The following is a 20012-nucleotide window of genomic DNA, read 5'->3' as shown; positions in this document are numbered from 1 at the left end:
GGGATAAAAACATATAAGTTTTATCCCTCAGGCTACTTTTCGTATCTACTATCAAACTTTTTACTATTGTGAATTACAGATCTTTTATCGGACTACTCTTATTGTTGTTTTTTACCTCAAACGCTTTTTCACAACAATTACTAGGTGCATTTAACTTTGGTCGATCTTATAATATTGATGACAAGGCGGAATCATTTATTGTAGCAGAAAATGGTTACTTACCCAATATGCTTTTCTTTATCAATAAGGAAAAGGTACACCTTAGCATTTGGGATCAAGACGAGTACCTAGGAAATATCTTGGAGGCTGAAAAGCCTGAAAGATTTATCAAGACGCTAGGGTCTGTAACTAATGATGATTCCCATACATTATTCTTTACTACAAAAAATGAAGATGAATTAAGCTCTATAAAATTTAACCTTAATGAAGGCACATCAAAAAGTACTACTTTCCCAAAGACGCTTCCTTTAACAGATCAAAAGCTGCTTTCGACTTTTACTCATCAAAACAGTTTTTACCTGTTAACATTACTAGATAGCAGCTCTACATTAAGAATTTTAAAAGTGGGTGATCTTAATATCAACCAAGTTCAAGATATTGATCTAAAAACAGGTTTGCAGTCATTTTTTGAGGAGAATGAGGTAGTAAAAGACTCACTATTCTCTGCCTTACTACACTCAACATTATATTCCAATAATCACCGATTTACCAATATTGAAAGTCAACAGGTAAATCCTTTATTACTGAGTGCCCAAAATAATAAACTATATATAGATGGTAATAATCTCTTGCTTACGCTTGATAGACCTAGAGAACAAACCATTTCAATAAAAATAAATCTTTATGACTTTAGCCATGAGGTAAAGTATTTTTCGCATCCTTCTATCGAGCTTGGTAAGTTCACTACTTATACATCTAACTCATATTATCATGACAATAAACTTTATCAGGTGATTGTATCTTCCAAAGAGTCATGCTTGAGTATTACTGACTTTAATACCAATGAGCTAATTCAAGAATACAGAACAAAAAAAGGAGATTCGATTACCATAAAAAATAGTGCATATACAAATCATCATATAAGAAGGAAAAGTAAAAAGAAGAAAGGGGGAGCCCAACTAAAAGATCATAATTTCATTGAAGAAACACTAGATGGACATCTTGGAATTTCTGTTTATGAAGCCCAAAAGAATATAGAAGCAACATGGGGTGCTTTCAAGTTTGTAAGAGATAATGAAAGGTCTTCTGATGGTACTGCTGCCTTAGCTTTATCAACGGTAAGTGCGGGATTAGAACTAACTGTCCTTGCCCCTATCACTGCTGGTATATTAACTCCATCTGTAGGTGTAAGTGTTTATATTAATCCAATAGCGCTTATTACAGCTAATAAAAATATAGAAAGCAACTATATAAAATCGTTATTTGATAAGCAAACAGGAGAATATATCCCAAAATTCACAACGCCAAATGTATTGGAGAGGATTGAGTTTTATACTTTAAACTGGAAAGATGAAGTTATTGCCAAGACATTGGTAAAGCAAGGTAATGATTATATTCTAGGATATTATGACAAGCTAAAAGGCAGGTACTTCTTGCGAGTATTTGAAGACAATCCTGAAAATTACAACTAAACAAAAAGCGCCTCTTTCCAAATAGTTAGGAAAGAGGCACTACTATTATAAGGTTAACTTATTTATTGGATTACAAACTGTTTGGACACAAACTTATCTCCTTCTCTAAAGACAGCGAGATAAAGTCCTTCGATCAGGTTTTCCCTACCTTTTACCACTTGTATCTGGGTTTGATCCGCAGCTACATCATAAGTTGCCACCAACTTTCCTGTCCTGTCATAGATTTTGAGTTGGGACTCTTTTTGATGAGTTCCTATTACAATATTGACCTCACTACTAGATGGATTCGGGTAAACTGTTAAACCATTCACAAACCCATTTTCAGCGCCAATGACTGCTTTATTCAAGACAGAATATCCTGCATAGGTTACATCTGTAGCTACAGGAAACGTTTTACCAAACTGAAACTGATGTGCATGTATAGGCAAGTTGGATGTATAAACAATCTCCATCACCTCTATAATACCTGACGGCCTTTCTTCTAATGTCCCTGCCGCATAAGTGATCTCTCCTTTGACATTATCTACCTTCTCCACCAAATCCATTTCAAACACATCAAGGTATTTGACATCCAGTACCTGAATTTGCTCAGTATTATATTTCAGGTGAAGTGCTGCCGCATCTATAGGCAACTCGCCTGTTTCCAACGTGACAATAGCTTTAAACCTGTTTTTGAAGCCCTCGATAGGAGCAGGCACCAACCTTGCTGTAACTGCCTTCTGAATATCCCTATAGGAAGGCTTCTCACTGATTCTTGCACCACTGCTCAAGGCACTTTCCCCTACCTCACTAAAGTTCAATGCCAACAATGAAAAGTCTGGAAGCGTAATCTGATCATCTTCATTGAAGTCCGTATTCCCATTGAAACCGAGGTCTCCTAACTCTGTACTAAAAGCAGCCGCCAGAATAGAGAAGTCTAGTATTGAAACCATATTGTCATTGTTGGCATCACCTTCTCTCAACATTTCGGAAGTAACATTATTGGCTCCTGTATTCAGCATAACAGACTGTGCTTGCTGCAAAGTATGGTGGTTTTTAACCGTCATCATATAACCGCCTGGAGAAATGCCATTTACCGAAACCATTCCTGTTCCATCTGCCACAACATTGCTGAACTCATACGCCAATGAGTTATCATTTTCGTTATAGAGTTTTACATTTACAGGGACTGCCATTTGAGATGGTGTACTATTTTCTCCCCTGCCCTGCAAGTTCAATTGTAGGTTCAGCTCCGCTGTATTGTTAATAACCACACTGCTCCCTATAGTCTGCTCAAGGATTGAAATACCATTAATTGCAATGTCATTTTTCAGGGTTACAGATCTGTCATTGAAGGTCAATAATGTTCCAGGTGATGAGATCGGTGCAACAGCTTCAAAGGTCAAGGTAAATAACAATATATCACCCGACACTTCTCCGCCCAATACACCTGCTGCATAATCCACGGTTCCTACACCATTGTCAAAAGTCAACGGGATCAATAGGGTGTTTAAATTTCCCTCATCATTAGCTGACTGTACCGAAAGATAAGTCGGGTCATATTTCAAATGCACTTCTGCGGCATTGAATGGCTGAGCACCTGAATTGGCAAATACGTTTACGGTAAATGTCTGCCCACTAAAAACCTCAACGTCTGAAGGTGAGATAGAAAGTGTCGCCCCTTCCAACTGGTCTATTGCTTTAAAGGTCGCAGAGATTGTTTTGTTTTCATTGACATCTGTAAATGTATAACTCGTAATAGGTCCCTGATTAACACCATTTACCAATACTTGATCAACCTGAAATCCTCCATTAGGGTTAATGACAAACTCCTGATCTCCACCTTCTGGCACTTGTACTGCTCCTGAAGGGGTGATACTCCCATTAGCCCCTGCTGAAGCATTAATGGTATAGGAGGTCGAAGTTGTTGGAGTGAAAACAGCTACTATCGTATGTCCCTGTGTTACATTAGTAAATGTATAACTCGTAATAACACCTTGAGAAGCACCATCTACCAACACGTCAGAAAGTTCATATCCCATGTCAGGTACAAAAGTAAATTCTTGATCATCTCCTTCAACTACACTGACATTCCCGTTAGGGGTAATACTTCCAAGACCTTGAACGGATGCCAGTATATTGTATGTCTGAGGTGGAATCTCCTCAAAAGTTACACTAATCGTATGGTTGGCTGTGACATTGGAAAATGTATAATTGGCTGTGATTGACACAGTGTTGTCATCCACCAAAAGTGTAGCAATCTTATACCCGTCAGCAGGCGTAATGGAAAAAGACTGATCTTCCCCATCCGTTACCTGAACAGTTCCTGAGGGTGATATACTTCCATTAGTCCCTGCCGAAGCTTCTATTTCCCAAACAGGGATTTCAATCGTTACCGCAGTATTTTGAGCAATTACATTCAAGGATTCAGCGGTACCAAATAGCATTTCTGACGATTCACCTATAGTAACTGCTGTTGAAGGTACCTCAGCTAATGCCGTAAATGTGATCACCAACAAACCATTTGTAGTAGCAGAAATATCTCCATCCAAATTACCGCCTTCACATACCACACTACCACTTGTATTAGCCTCCCCTACCTCTGTAGAAGATAAGACTACAGGCATTGCACATACAATATCTGTTACCTGAAGGTAAGTATTATCAAAGTTGACTTCCAAGGCAGCCGCATTGTAGCCTTGCCCATTGCCTGCTGAGGTATTCAGTGAAACTGTAAATGATTCTCCTGGTTTTACATTGTTATCCGATGCTTGCAGGGCGAAAGTCACATCCTGTGCGACTGCTACTCCCGAGAACAGCATCAATAATATGACAGTCAATGCTGACATATACTGTTGCGTAATGAATTTCATTATTGAATTGGATTAAAGGTTAGTTGAACTAGAAGATGAGACCATGAGCTGTCCAGTCCTTTTACTGGACAGCTCAATAAAAGAGGTTTATTTCAGTAATAACTTCTTGCGGTAGTGAATACCATCTACTTCGACAGTGACCATAAAGAAGCCATTTGAACCTATCGCTGACTTGGATATACCTTCTGTCAGGATAGATGTATCTGATGATAGGAAGACTTGCTTGCCAGCTGTATCTGTGATCAGTACGCTAAAGCTTTCTTTCACGGATGAAGGAAGTGAGAGGTACACAACATCTGATGATGGGTTTGGATACATCTCGAACTTACCAAGTGCTCCCGCAAATGCTCCTCCTGAAGTATCTCCCAATACTGAGTAACCGGCATACATCAGGTCTGTCCACTTTCCGTCTGCAATCTGTACAGCTGCTTGCGTAGCATTCTCTTTTACTTTAAATACTACTGTCACCAGATCAAAAGTACCTGAAACGGCATCATCTAAAGTACCTGAAGTATATTGTAAGGTCCCGTTTTCATTAGAGTAGGTTACCTTCAACGCTACAGGCAACAGGTCTGTCCCCTTCAGTTCCATGACTTCAAGTAAATCAGCATCGAAGTTCAATGCTACCGAAGCTGCATCTACGCCTTCAGTGGCCGTCATTACCTGTACCTGCATCGTTACCAATTCACCTGCTTTTAGGGTACCATTCATTTTCAGATTAATCGCTCCATTCTGTACAGGTATTGCAGGTGCAGCAGCCAGCCTTGTATTGTTAAGCTGTTCACCAAATACATCCCCTTCTTGACCAAAGTTACTGGACAGTATTGAGAAATCTTTAATATCTACAGCACCATCTTCATTGAAATCAGCCCTAGGGTCCGTTGTGTCAAAGGTTCCTGAAAGGATGGAAAAGTCCGAAATCCCTATATCCTCATCATTGTCTGCATTACCAAATCGCAGTGCCCCTGCATCTACATAGTTCGACCCATTCTGAAGATTGATGTTTTGCAACTCTGTCAGGGTATGTGCTGCTTTCAGCGCCATCACATAGTTACCTGTTGGGATATCATTCAGGCTAAATATCAAACCATTTGGTTGTTGTCCAACCTGATCTGCAATGACCGAACGCTCATAAAGTGGGCTACTGCTTCCTGTTGCATTTTCCTCATAAAGCTTCATATCCACTGATATCGATGCCATATTAGAAAGTGTTCCAACTTCTACATTCAAGGTAGTCTCTTCTCCACCAGAAGTCACCTGAATCACCTCTATGGCACAAACTTGTGCGTTGTTAGTACCTTCCGAACCTAAGTAGAAATCCAGATTCAGTGTACCATCTGTTACGGTAGTCATAAATTCCCGAACAACCGCTTGTGGAGCAGGAGATTGTGTCTCCTCATTGACATCAAAGTTTACTAATACTGGCAATCCCTCAATATTCACATTGAATACCCTGCTACCCACTAGAGGTGATGCATTGTTAATATTGATACCTCCAGTACTGAAATAGATCTCGGCAAAGTGGAACCTGATCAGGTACTCGCCTTCATTCATGTTCAGGAAGTTATAGAAGAACTGACCTCCCTGATCTCTGCCCGAAGTTTCTGTCAGGTAGATGGTATCATCCGTAGCATTTTCAATATCCACATCATTGATCATGGTGTAGAATGCTCCTGACATCTCAAATACACTGTTGGAGGATGTTCCGTCCATAAACATTTCCCCATCTGTATTAGTGTATGCTGGTCCACCTGCATTGATACGCACGATATATGGACAATCTGCCAAAGACTTGGTTATCGTGAATGCTACAGTCCTGCTAATTTCCAGATCTGTATCTGTCACTGTCACCGAATAATCTCCTTCTGCCAAGTTTGAAGCTGTTGCAGTACTCAGCGAAGCATTATGGCTCCAAGAGATTTCAATATTATCGCCTACACTAGTTAGAGCGGTGATCGTTGCTGTACCGGTATCGCTTATACAAGATGTTTCTGTTGTAGTCACCTCGAAACTGATAGGATTAAGTGGAGCCTGCACGTCCAAGGTAATGATCAACTGTCCATCGTCTACATTGCTTCCTGCATCGCTTGCTGTCACGACAGTCTGATAGGTTCCGGCTGTCAAACCTGTTGCATCAATGCCAAAACTAAGTGTACCTAACGCAGGATCTGGTAAAATTAACCACGATGGCGCATCCTGAGCGGAAAGTTGTACAAATGGGCTTTGACCTTCCAAATTGACACTCAATTCGGCATCCTGATTGGCAGGGTTATCCTCATTGACCACAAAGTCTAATTGGCTAGGTGTAAAGACAAACTCAACCTCTGTCTGACCTGTAACATTCAAGGTAAATGAGGTCATAATATCAATACCGTTGTCATCTGTTGCCGTTACTGCTATCTCGATAGATGAAGGCGCATTTGCGGGCGGGGTACCTGTAATCTCACCTGTTGTCGCATTGATAGCCAGCCATACAGGGAGAGGGTCTGTTGTTCCAAAAATATTGGCTGCAAACTTCAGCTTGTTACCTGGGTAGCCTATATCAAATGCCTGCGATGTAGGAATACTGAAAGGTGTTTCAGCGATTACATTCTGATCGTCCAATGTAGCAATCTGCGAAGGCTCTTCAGCTGGCTTGATATTCATGACATACAACACGTTATCATTCCAATCACAGTTAGCTGACCCTGCTCCACAACCACTTCCGATATAATCCTGCACCACTATATAGTGGTTTGGCATTACTTCACCCATCCTATTGACGACCTTGTAAACCCTTACGCCAAGCAATGGATTATCGCCACCTAGCCCTGTACCTTCCGTCGTATAACCCGCTATACTAATATTAAATGGACCGCTAAGCGTAGCTGACGAACCTCCAGAAATCACATTAGAAGAATTAGTTGCTCGAGGAAGCAAAGACTGGTGCCATTCTCCACCATGGTTGGAAGTGATATTGCCCACATTCGCAGGAGCTCCACCTGAACCATGAAATGCCGCTAGCCTCAAATAACTTACCGGCTGTGATGGGTCTGCCTGTACAAAAGTTGGAGAAAGTATCAGGTCACCCTGTGAACCATCATTAACAGATGCTTCTGATGGGTAAGTTGAGCTTGGTCTCGGCTGTCCATTCAAGGAAGTCTGGAAACCGAAAACATTCATCACCTGCTGCACATCTATCTCATTATTACCTTCTACACCTGCCATATATGAAGCACTGAGTGTTGCTTCCAAAGCTGGATCATTATCTGCATTTGTCACAATCACCACCTGCTCCTGTAGGATTCCTTTTCCACCTGGAGCCGAACTGATTTCAAAAGCAACATCAACATGTCCTCCAACTGGTATTTCCACAGGCAATGTCACATTTGCGTCTCCCTCATCCAAAATACTTAGGATGGTAAAGTTACTGCCACTTTGCAACTGGATATCTACTAGCTGCATCACGCCTGTACCATCGTTATGGATTCGCATGGTATTGTCATCATGCCATTCGGTAGCTGAAGTAGAACCGACTGCATTCCGATGGAATACATAGAAATCATCCGCTGGAAAGCCTATGGATGTACCTGGTACTTTGGTCATATTCTCAAGGCTCACAATTGCCCCTGTAGGGTTAATTATCACAAATGGTGTTGCCACAAAGTTTGAAGTCCTATCCAAATTATCTGTTGCTACTGCCTTAATGGTATAGCTCCCGATATCACTTACGACAAATGGACCTGTATAATTTTGCAGTGGACCGTCATTAATCTGGTACTGATCTACTGTAGCTGATGTCGCTTCGCCTTGTGGTGTAGCTGACAGTGTTACTGTTACATCTCCACCAAAACGGTTTTCTCCCAACTCACTTCCTGACAATTCCATTGTAACAAGTGGCTGTCCAACAGGAACAATGGTGATGGTTTTGATTTTGGTATTGAAACCACCAATGGCATCAAGGGTCAATCTACCATCTGTTACCGTAACTGTAGCCGTTCCCTGCTCAGCAATAATTGTCGTTCCCGCATCCGAGTTAACCGTAATTGAGTTGATGATTTCCACGCCTTCTGCATTGATGACATGGTGTGTTCCAATCTGGTTCTCATCATCCGTATCTCCTGCTGAAATGGTTACCTGATACACACCATTCGGTACCTCAAACTCCCAAGCCCCTTCTGCACTTGTTCCGTTTGTTGCAGTTCCTCCATTTACATCATCATACTGCATGTGCATCAAGGTTTCCTCAAGAAGCGCTTCACCTATAGCTGTACCACCACTTCTGTCTCGACCATTTCCTGGGTTACTTCCACCCACAGAAAGATCCAACGGAGTATTGGTGCCTGGTACAACCCAACCATAGGCGTAGTCTCCTTTGCTTCCATAAGCCTGACCGAAGTCCTTTAACCACTCTGTAGGTGGATTGGCTGCCGGATTCTGGAAGTTTACCTTGATTCCTCCTGCTACTGGTGGTTCTGAAATAGCGTCCGCAGGTTTTATGTTTCGAGCTATGACCACTATATCCTGGAAGTCAAATCCTGAAATATGTTCTTCCGTTGCTATGATGTAGCTGTTCAGTTCTCCTGGTACTTTATATACACGTACGTGGTGTGGAATAGCACCTGTAAAAGTATTGAGTACGTCCTCACTGTAGACTTCCCTATTACTAAATGCTGGCCATATACTGAAGAAACCAAACTTGGATGTTGATGGGTCAAATGATAAGCTTCCACCGCTGTTGATCTCAGGAAGCAAGCGCTGTCCATTTGTGGTTGGACTGTTATCCACTGAGAACAATGTCGTCTTGCTGGCTGAGTTGTTTTCTCCGTACCAACCAAAACTTACCACTGGGCTACTTCCGGTTGGACCATATACTGCCAACAGTTCCAAAGTTACATTTCCATTTCCTGCCTTCTCAAAAAGCTGTCCTACCACTTCTTCCCCAAGCAAATCAGACGTATACTGAGCTTCCTGACTATGAATGATATTTGTATTAGGATTATCATCTCCTACATCCGGCGCCGTTCCTCCAAAGAAAGTAGTCAATATATGTTGTAAAGAAGGTTCATTACTGCCTCCTTCACCTGTTTTACCTAATCCTTTTAGTGGCAAGGAAATACTCTCATAAGCATTGTCTCCTGTGATATTGACTTGCGCCTGAAAACCTCCTAAAGCAGCAGGGTCAAAAGTTACATCAAATGTGGTGCTTTGACCTGCTGTAAGTGATGTCAAGGTGCCATTTAGGTCCAAGGCAAAAGCATTGCCTGTATTACCTACCAAATTCACCTGCATATTGGAGATGGTAGAGTTACCATCATTAGTGATGGTTACAGTTTGAGTAGTAGCTCCATTGGCAATAATCTGCTCCATTACCAACTCATTCTGATCTAGTGCAAAGATTCCTTCATCTGTAGCCTGAACATCAGGTTTCAGCAAGGTAATCTTACCTCCACCTCCATATTCGGATACATACAGGTTTCCTGTTCTTACATCCTCAATTAGATCCAATGGGTCATTGAATCCATCCAACCCTATACTTGTTCCATCAATGTCATTGATAATGTCCTGATTTGCTCCACCTGGCTGAAGAATGATGATATCATCCTGCTGGCTGTAGCGCACCACCATAATCAATCCCTTCATCAAGCCACCATAAGCATTGCTTCTGTATTCGATCACACCATTCGGTGATTTGTTCAGCTCAAAGTTGAACGCATCTCCCCTATAGTTAGAGGCTGGAGCAATACCATTATAGCCGCTATTGTTAACGTCAATATCTCCCCTGTTCATTACATATTCCCCTCGTCGTGGATTAGGATGTCCGTAATAACCTCCTTGAACCACCCTGAACAACCAATCATTCTGGGTTGGGTTTACACTGGTAATAGCCGGCACATCTGGGTCTGTATTGATAGGAGCACTTGGGTGAGGCGCAATGTAAAGCGGGTCTGTTTCAATATTGGTTGGGGTATTACCACCTGCCGCTGAACCATTGGTAGGAACATAAAGCTGTCCGTTACTGTGCCATAGCAAGTCATAGGCATTTCGTACTCCTGTACCAAAAATAGTCAGTGGTACATTCAAGGCATATGGGTTATAAGTACCTCCTTCATCCGTTTTCACATCCAAAGGCAAACTCGTTGGCAAATTATTAACATCAAGACTTAATACAGCCGCAGACAAAAGTCTTTCTTCCCTGTTTGCCCAAGCTCCATCACCTCGTCCCATGGCCGAGTTACTACCCTGTACCATGTAAAGCTTGCCATCAGCACCAAACTCCAAACTGTTAGACAAGTGGTCTCGTGATGACCTTGGCAGGTTATCAATTACATGTACATTTTCCAATACCTGATTACTGGCAGGGTCAAGTTTCAAGCGTCCAATATTTCCATCCCAATCAGGCGCTCCACTGAACGTAAAGGTATCCTCATAAGATATCCATACCAACAGGTTATCTGGAGTTGCAGAAGGGTCAAATTCTAATCCTACAATAATTTTGTTGTTAGGCCCTCCAAATGGTGAGTAAGTCACCTGATTAGCCAAAGTACCATCAGATTGGATTTCAAAACACTTAATTTCACCATTGATTGTACTAGCATAGAGCTTGCCATCAGGTCCAATTTCCAAACTGGAGTGCTGACCTGTTATACTTAAATCAACCTTTGTGAAGTTCACCTCTGAAAGGTTGGTTTCTTCACCTGTTGAAGCATTACCTGTTGTAAAGGTGAGTGCATATGGAATCATTGCGACACCAGTCAAATCCTCCACTCCATCGGTAATATCCAATCGATATGAAGTGTTTGGGTCCAGATTTGACAATGGAACCAATGTAATGGCATCGCCACCACCTGTCGAGTTAACATTCGCTGGGACTAATGTCTGGTCAGATAATCTAGTCAAAGTGACCGTAGAAGCATCCACTGTATTATTATCCAAACTTCCATTTGGCAAGTACAATGCTGATGTTGATAGGTTAATCTCCACTGAAACATTGGTTGCCCCATCCGGAATGACATTGTTAGTTCCGTCCTGAATGCTGACTACTGCTGGCCTAAGTGTTCCATTACTAGGTGCTATCTGAACATGCGTTAGTTTGGTATTCTCCCCACCTCCTAAATAATCAAGGGTAAGCTTACCGTCAGTTACTTGAACGATTCCCGAACCACTTGAAAACCTTGTCAGGCTACCATTGGCTCCTGACGGTTCAAAGTTATTTATGATGTTGACCCCTTCAGCATTTACTCTATGCACCTCTGGATCATTTCCTGCTGATGCCTCACCAACCCCTACTGTCACTTGGTAAATCCCATTAGGCACTTCAATCTCCCAAAAACCACTTGGAGGTGTTGAAGGGTGATCCATATGAATCAGCGTCTTCAATAATGGATCTATATCAAAGTTTCTTTCTCTGCCTTGTCCTACCAGTGAAATTGGAGTGCCATCTTCTGTACTTATCCACCCGTAGGTATAACCGTTACCTCTATTTCCATAAGCTTCACCAAAGTCTTTTTCATAACCTGATGGTGGCGTAAATGCTTCATCAGAGAAGTTAACATTGACTGTAAAACCTACAGGTGGCTCAACGGTTGATTCAATACTGAAATCGGCAATTTCATAAACAACAGAAGTTCCTGCCGCTTCTCTTCTCTTGGATGCAAACACTCCTGCAAAAGATACATTCTGACCATCAACCACTGCACCATTGATATATGCCAATGGCAAAGGTAGCGAACCAACAGATACCTCTGCTTCACCATCCAAGCTGTAAAAACCAGTCATGGTACCACCTGTCACATCCACTTCCAATCTGAGCGCAACATCAAATGTTTCAATATTTGCTACTCCTATACTAACTGCATCTGCGTTCTGTGTCGCATCTCCCACCTCACTTCTTAATTCGATGGCATCGTTATTTCCTGCTACCAACTTAACGAAGTTCCCTTCGTCCAAACCAAACCAGATACCTACTTGCTCTGAGTTGTTACTTCCATCAAAGAATTGGTTGGTAATAGTGGTCTTAATTTCAAAATTTTGGGAAGCATCAAAACCAACACCTAAGGTATTGATCTGGGAATTGGTTTCAGTAGAAGTATTGCCATCTCCTGAAGGCTTCAAATAAGCAATTCCTTTTGCTGCATCTATATTCAGAAATCCACCTTCAACATTCAACCTGCTTGGCTCATAACCGGGAACATCCTCATTGCTGATGGTTCCATCCTCTGAAATTCTGGCACTTGGCGGGTCTACCATAGTAAAACCTACACCTTCCATATCTCCATCCAGTAATCCACCCTCTGTTCCATCAAAGGTTAATGAAAATGGAAGTGGTTTGATGATCTCGCTACAATCCAATACTGAAATTGGTGGACAAGTCGGTGCCTCAATAGCTGCTAACTGGAAGTCATCAAATGCATATTCAACTATTGTTCCGGCAACCTCTCTTCTTTTGGATGCAAACAAACCTGCAAATGACATGGATTCTCCTCCGACTGTTGCCCCATTAATGTAGCTTGACGGTAGTTCCAATGAAGCAACTTCTACATCTGTACCACCATTGACACTATAGTAGCCTGTCATGGTTTGTGCTGTTACATCTATCCTCAAGGTTAATTTCACCAATGATGTTTTCAGGTTTGCGACCGTAGCACTCACTCCATCTGTTGCATTTCCGGCAGAAACATCATCTATTTCCCTTCTGATTTCAACCTGGTTATTGTTATTCACCACCAACTTGACAAAGTTGGCCTCATCCAAACCAAACCAGATGCCTGCCTGCTCTGAGTTATTAGTATCATCAGAGAACTGGTCAGTAATTGTAGCTGTGATCTCAAAACTCTGTGAAGCATCAAACCCCACTCCTAAGGTGTTGATTTGGGAGTTGGTGTCTGTACTGGTTCCTGGTTCCACATAGGCAATGCCTTTTGCTGCATTAAAAATCAATGTATTTTCGCTAACGCTCAAACGGGATGACTCATAACCTGACACTGTCATATTGGAAACTGGGTCATCCGCTGCTATACGAGCTGATGGTGGGTCGACCATTGTAAATCCTGTCCCTAATCCAGCTTGATCGACAAGTCCTCCTTCTGAACCATTAAAAGTCAGCGTATAAGGCAAACTCACTTTTACTTGATTACAATCAAGAACTGTAATGTTGGAAGGATCTGTACATTGTCCTCGGGCTGCCGTTTGAACACCCCAATAGCATACTATAAACAATAGGAAACGCCAACATAAATGGTTGACAGTCTCCTTGTCAAGTAAATAATTGAACATGGTTTTAATTGGGTTTAGGTTGAAAAATGTATAGGAATGACTAGATAGCAGACATCTATTGATAAACCTGTACAAGGACTAACCCTGTAAGACTTACAAGTAGACACGCTGTTATGGACATACCATCAATATTGGCATGACTAACAGATCATATATAAAAATGAAGTTAGTTTTGATTGAAGGGGCGGTGATGTACTTCTTGCATAAAAAGCTGGATTAAGTTTAGGGTAATTGAATTGTATCTGGTTTTATAAAAGTGAGACTTCCGTCTGCTGGTTGTTTTCTGTATCAAAAAAATATTGAATGAAAGTTTCCATTAATAATTACATACAATGTTACATGAAATAATCTAAATATCTACTCCTATAAACTTCCATTAGTAATTGATCAAATCTGTTATCAGTTTTACGCTTGCAATTAAAGTTTTTTCAAACTCATTAATAACTATATTTATAGTAATAGTTGTATTACTATAAATATAGTCATACATTTGAAGCATGAAAGAATTGACAAAAGCGGAAGAACAAATCATGCAGGTATTATGGAAGCTGGACAAGGCTTTCCTAAAAGACATTGTGGAAAAGCTACCAGAACCTAGACCTGCTTATACGACGGTATCCACTGTCATTAGAGTATTGGTCAAAAAACAGTTTATAGGTTTTAACACCTATGGAAAAGTAAACGAGTATTATCCTGCCGTAAGCAAGGAGGCTTATTTCAAGACGCACTTCAGTGGTATGGTGAAAAACTTTTTCAACAACTCACTGAAAGGCTTCGCTTCCTTTTTTGCAGGTGACAAGGAAATGGACTTGAAGGAACTTGAAGAAATTAAGAGTATTGTAGAACAGGAAATTGAAAAAAGAAAAGCTGCCGGAGACCAGTAGGCTGCTTAAATCAGGCAAATCTTATGACGTTTACAGCACTTTCTTATTACCTGCTGAAGGTAAGCGGATGTCAGGTTATCTTTTACCTGTTTTTTTGGGTATTACTCAAACAATCATCCGCTTTTCAGTGGAACCGTATATACCTGCTCTTTTCTTTGGGCATCTCATTTCTAGTTCCCTTGGTATCAGTAAGCTTACCTGCTGAGCCAATAACATTGCTTCCAAATGGAAATGTATTTACCGACAACCTTCAAACAGAAGGCTGGTCGCAAGACATTTCCCATGATGGAGGCAGGTCGCTTCCTTGGTTGATGTTTTTGTACCTAACTGGTGTCGCTGTTCAAATCTTCCGGATGACAGCAGGTACTTTTCAGATATTAAAGCTTCGTAACAAGGGAAGGCTTGCCTCTCTGAAGGGCACGAAAGTTATCCTTCTGCCTGAAGTTCTTCCGCCATTCTCATGGGGAAAATGGATTTTTGTACCCGAATCCCGATGTACGGATGCGGGTATTTCAGAAATCCTACGTCATGAACAATGTCACACAAACCAGCTGCATACTGCTGATGTCATTCTTTCAAAATTGCTGGCTGCATGGCTATGGTTCAACCCTTTTGTTTTCTTTCATATCAAAGCCATACAGGACAACCATGAGTTCCTTGCCGATGCCATCGTACTGTCTAACGGTACTGACAAGCTGCTTTACCAACAGTTATTACTTACTGAAACCAGCCAATACCTTGGACTGGGCAATGGCTTTCACAGTTCAACACTTAAAAAGAGATTAATTAAAATGAATACTAAAAATAGTGTTTCCCTATGGAAACTAATTATTGCATTGCCTATTGTAGTAGGCGTTACCCTACTATTTACAGATTATTCTACCGCCACGGTTGCCACAGTAGTTCCAATCCCAACTAATGCGATCCCTAGAGCAATAGATAATCCACCTTCTATTTCGCCAATACAAGATGGTTATTTGGTCAGGCTTTCTTCTGCTTTTGGCATGCGCCTCCACCCTATTCTAAAAGAAAAGAAATTCCATAGGGGTATTGACTTTGCCACAAAAGCTGGCGTACCTGTGCAAGCCACTGCTGACGGCATTATCAAAAAGACCAACTTTGCTACAGAGAAAAAAGGTTACGGCAACTATATCGTCATTGACCATGACAAGACTTTCTCCACACTTTATGCGCAGCTTAGCGAGATTAAAGTAAAAGAGGGAGAAAAGGTAAAAAAAGGACAAGTTATTGGACTTGTTGGTAGCAGTGGTGCATCTACAGCTCCACACCTACACTATGAGGTTATGAAGGATGGTAAACATGTAAATCCAGCCGATTATTTAGGAGATAAATAACCCCAAGTTATTATAAAAGAGCCCCATTTTCACTTGAAAATCGGGGCTCTTTATTTTTTGTAATTATTCATTTAAAAAATTGCACTTTTCAAGTATAAATCTATTCAAGAGAACAACATTACTAATATTTAAATCACAGATAAATTTAAGGTTATATCACAATAACATGTTGTAACTGTTCAAGTATCATCTATATTTGCAATTGCATTTTTTATATAATCTTTACGTTTTTTTCATTAAGTTTCATCGCTTATAATTTTTTATTTATCTAATAAGTACCATGAAAAAGTTACTATTATTTTTTACTCTTTTTCTTACTGTCTTCAATACATTTTCTCAAACAGCTCCAGACTGGGAGTTTCAACTTGAAGGTTCAGTAAAACAAATTTTCAAACATTCTTTTACTGGTGTTCCTGTAGTAGAAACAAGCAAGTATTATTATGGCATCAATGTAGTAGATCAGCAACCAATGTGGCAATTGGAAAAATCTGCAGCTAATGAAGCCCTTAAAAAAGTCAACAATGTAGCTAGCTTGGCGGGTGTAAGTACTGGAACTGAAGAATTGGTTAAAGAAGCTTTTCAAGAAATCCCATTTACTCCTTATGTTTCAATCAACAAAGCCTTAGTAAATGTAGCTTCAGGCAAGGTCATAATGGGAGAAGGAAAACATGATTACACAAACATCCTTGGTCATGACATTGTCCCAGAGCTTTATACATTGCTTCTTAAAGTACTGAGTGCTGATGGCAACACTAAACTCTATTGCATTGACCTTAAAAGCCACGAAATCGTATGGGACATTACCCTGAAAGAAAATGGACTGGCAGGCAAAATGCTTAATGCCGTAACTGATATGTCATTTGCTTCCCCTACAACTCCTAAAGCAACTGCCCATGGCGACATCCTCTACAAAGAGGGCAAAAACCTTTTGTTGCTTGATGGTAAATCGGGTACTACAAAGTGGACTTCTGAAGTTAAACCTGGTTATTTCTTCCTGAACAACAAGCAAGATATTGTATTGGTAGTTCAAGCTTCCTCTTCCATGCCTGGTGTTACTATTAATAGTAGCAACCTAAGCAAGAAGATCATGGCTCTTGACCTTTCCAATGGAACTGAGCTTTGGAAGAAGGCTGTCAAGTTGGAAAGTAACTTTGTAAAACATCGCATAGTCAACGATGATGAGTTTATGGCTATTCACAAGTCAGGCATCAACATTTATAATTTCAAAACTGGAGAAAATAAGTGGAAGAAAGATTTTGAGGCTAACTACATCAACGATGTATCATTCACAGAAAAAGGGTACGAAGTTTTCTATGGCAACAAAATTATGCTGGTAAATCTAGAAGACGGTAAAGAAGCTTGGAAAAAGCCTCTAAAGCTGGATATGGATGAGGAAACAGAAGGGTATACAATCAAGAAAGAATACGCAAAAGGTCTTTTTATCTATAGCGGCGGCAATGTTGGACTCTTTGACAAAGAAACTGGCAAAAAAATCTGGAGAGACAGAAGTATAAGTTTTGAATCAATGATTGCTTTTGATGATGCTAACAACAAGGTTGCTATTCTGGACAGAAAAAAGTTCTACTTCTTTGACCCTAATGCTGTTGAGAAAAAACTGGAAAGCCTTAAACTAGAAATTGAAGAACCTAAAGAAATTACAGGTTTTGAACCTACAGAAAACGGTTACTTCGTTACTGGTAATCATGAATATGTTTTCATGGACAAAAATGGAAATGTAAAATATCATCAATATTTCAAACAGCTTAAAACCGACGTACTACTTAAAACAGCGTTACTTTCCAGTAATATTATTGGAGGTCTCCTGTCAACTGAAGTAGTAGTTAATGACGAAAATGGAGAGGAAATAGCACGCGGTGGACTGTTTATGAGTTCTCAAAATGCGCAAGCTTTGGGAGCTGTTTCAGCTGCTCAATATGAAGTTTATCGTAAGCTGAAAAAAGAATCTAAGATGAGAGGTCTTCCAATCGCTGACAAGAATACAGCTTACTTCTTGTCTGGAACTAAAGCGGAGTCAGGGGATGTGTTAGAACTCGTGAAAATCAACAAAAATACAGGTGAAGAAAATAGCCGTTTTGTTTTTGGAGATGACCGAAAAGTAATTTATATGCTTGACCACGAAACAGGTACGCTGCTTTCATCAAGCGATAATACACTTAAGGTTTTCAACCTGAAATAAGATTATAAAGAGTTAGGTAAAATCCTTGGACTATAATGGTCCAAGGATTTTTTTATGTTCCATCATTCTGAAATAAGATCATTCAAAGCTCGCTTTAAGCCCCTGTTCTTTTAATTCACTTAAGCTATGTAAAGCTTCCTTATTCCCTTGATCTGCAGATTTCTTAAACCAAAAGGCTGCATCCTGATAACTCTTAGAAACTCCTTCTCCCAAAAAATACATCCCTCCCAAATCATATTGGGCATCTGAATAACCTTGTTCGGCAGACTTTCTGAACCAATGAAATGCTTGCTGATAATCCTTTGAAACGCCTTCACCTTTATAATAGATCACACCCAAATTATATTGAGCATTAGCATCTCCCTGCTCTGCTGCTTTTTTAGTCCAGTAATGCGCTTGCTGATGGTTAATATCTGTACCCTCTCCTTCCCCATACATCCATCCTAAATAGAATTGACCTATTTCATCACCTTGCTCAGCAGCTTTTTTAAACCATTCAAATGCTTGATTATAGTCCTGTAAAATGCCTTCTCCCTTATAATACATAAGACCAAGGTTATACTGTGCATTGGCATCACCCTGCTCCGCTGACTTACCATACCAATAGACAGCTTGCTGATAATCCTTCTGGGTACCTTCTCCTTCACTATACATCCAACCTGTATAAAACTGGGCATCTATATTGCCTTGATTGGCTGCTTTCTGAAACCACTCCAATGCTTGCTTATAATTCTTGTCTGTTCCATTCCCCTCATAATACATTAAACCTAAGCTATATTGAGCGTCTACATTACCTTGTTCTGCCGACCTATTAATCCAATAAAACGCCTGCTTATAGTCCTTTTGGACTCCTTCTCCAAGGAAATGAATTTGCCCCAAGTGATACTGTGCTTCTGCATCACCTTGTTTCGCTGCCTGATTAAACCAATAAGCAGCTTGTTCAACATTTTTTCCGACGCCTTCTCCTTGGCTATACATCCAGCCTATATAGAACTGTGCGTCTACATCTCCCTGTTCTGCAGACTTTTTAAACCAATAAAATGCTTGTTCTTCATTTTGCTTGGTGCCTCTTCCATCATAGAGCATTGTTCCCAGATAATATTGGGAAAGTACATACCCTTTTTCGGCTGAGCTTTTATAATATTTAAAAGCCTCTTTATAATTTTGCTCAACGTGTAAACCTTGTTCATACATTGTTGCCAAACTAAACTGGGCAAGCGTATGCTCTTTTTGAGCAGATTGCTGATACCAATAAAATGCTCGCTCATAACTCTGACTGACACCAGTTCCTGTATATAGCATATCTCCCATACTATATTGAGCCAATGTGTGCCCTTGCTCAGCTGCTTTTTTATACCAGTAAAATGCCTTTTCATAGTCTTGGTCAATCCCAATACCTTTGTATAACATTTGCCCTAAATTAAATTGGGCTAAGGCATGTCCCTGCTCAGCAGCTTTACGATACCAGTAGTGGGCTTTGTTATAATCTTGACTAACATTTTGACCATAATGATACAATCCTGCTAAACTGAACTGAATCAAAACATCTCCCTGCTTTGCTTTTCTTAAAAGTTCATTGATTTCTGACGTAGTACTTTGGGCTAACAAAAAGTTAAAGTTCAGAAAGAATAACAGTACCAATAAAATGGGTTTACTATTTCGCTCCATAAGGCTAAAAAAATTAGTAGATGAAATTATAATGGTGAAAACCATTGGATGTTGGGTTTATTTCAGGGTTTAAAAATATCAACAATAACGCTGCGTATTCAATTGTCGTACAGATTTTTATTGACTCAAAGCAAAACTTATTCCTAGATGAAATAAAAAACTTAAAAAAA

General features: G+C 40.4%; 7 protein-coding genes. 4 read left to right on the top strand and 3 right to left on the bottom strand.

All coding sequences use genetic code 11. The features are described 5' to 3' along the window. Positions 1-68 precede the first annotated feature (68 nt). On the top strand, positions 69-1631 hold the full coding sequence (locus V6R21_RS07085; RefSeq protein ID WP_334242148.1) for a hypothetical protein: 1563 nt from the start codon (positions 69-71) through the stop codon (positions 1629-1631). A gap of 62 nt (positions 1632-1693) precedes the next feature. On the opposite strand, the gene V6R21_RS07080 is transcribed toward V6R21_RS07085, so the two are convergent. Together V6R21_RS07080 and V6R21_RS07075 are read right to left on the bottom strand one after the other, a co-directional pair. Beyond that, a complete protein-coding gene (locus V6R21_RS07080) occupies positions 1694-4483 on the bottom strand; it encodes a T9SS type A sorting domain-containing protein (protein WP_334242146.1) in 2790 nt (929 codons plus the stop codon). A gap of 87 nt (positions 4484-4570) precedes the next feature. Beyond that, a complete protein-coding gene (locus V6R21_RS07075) occupies positions 4571-13738 on the bottom strand; it encodes a malectin domain-containing carbohydrate-binding protein (RefSeq protein WP_334242144.1) in 9168 nt (3055 codons plus the stop codon). A gap of 497 nt (positions 13739-14235) precedes the next feature. On the opposite strand from V6R21_RS07075, the gene V6R21_RS07070 reads away from it, so the two are divergent. From V6R21_RS07070 to V6R21_RS07060, 3 genes are all read left to right on the top strand, one after another. Continuing rightward, entirely contained in the window at positions 14236-14622 is a 387-nt protein-coding gene (locus V6R21_RS07070; RefSeq protein WP_334242142.1) for a BlaI/MecI/CopY family transcriptional regulator, read from the top strand. Positions 14623-14645: 23 nt separating this feature from the next. Beyond that, on the top strand, positions 14646-15977 hold the full coding sequence (locus V6R21_RS07065) for a peptidoglycan DD-metalloendopeptidase family protein (protein ID WP_334242140.1): 1332 nt from the start codon (positions 14646-14648) through the stop codon (positions 15975-15977). Positions 15978-16257: 280 nt separating this feature from the next. After that, entirely contained in the window at positions 16258-18174 is a 1917-nt protein-coding gene (locus V6R21_RS07060) for an outer membrane protein assembly factor BamB family protein (protein WP_334242138.1), read from the top strand. Positions 18175-18252: 78 nt separating this feature from the next. On the opposite strand, the gene V6R21_RS07055 is transcribed toward V6R21_RS07060, so the two are convergent. Beyond that, positions 18253-19842, bottom strand: coding sequence for a tetratricopeptide repeat protein (locus V6R21_RS07055; RefSeq protein ID WP_334242136.1), 1590 nt, complete (start codon positions 19840-19842; stop codon positions 18253-18255). Positions 19843-20012: the final 170 nt, after the last annotated feature.

The organism is Limibacter armeniacum (genome assembly GCF_036880985.1).
Lineage (GTDB): Bacteria > Bacteroidota > Bacteroidia > Cytophagales > Flammeovirgaceae > Limibacter > Limibacter armeniacum.
The sequence above is the reverse complement of the archived record's forward strand: the minus strand, read 5'-3'. Positions and strand labels throughout refer to the sequence as shown.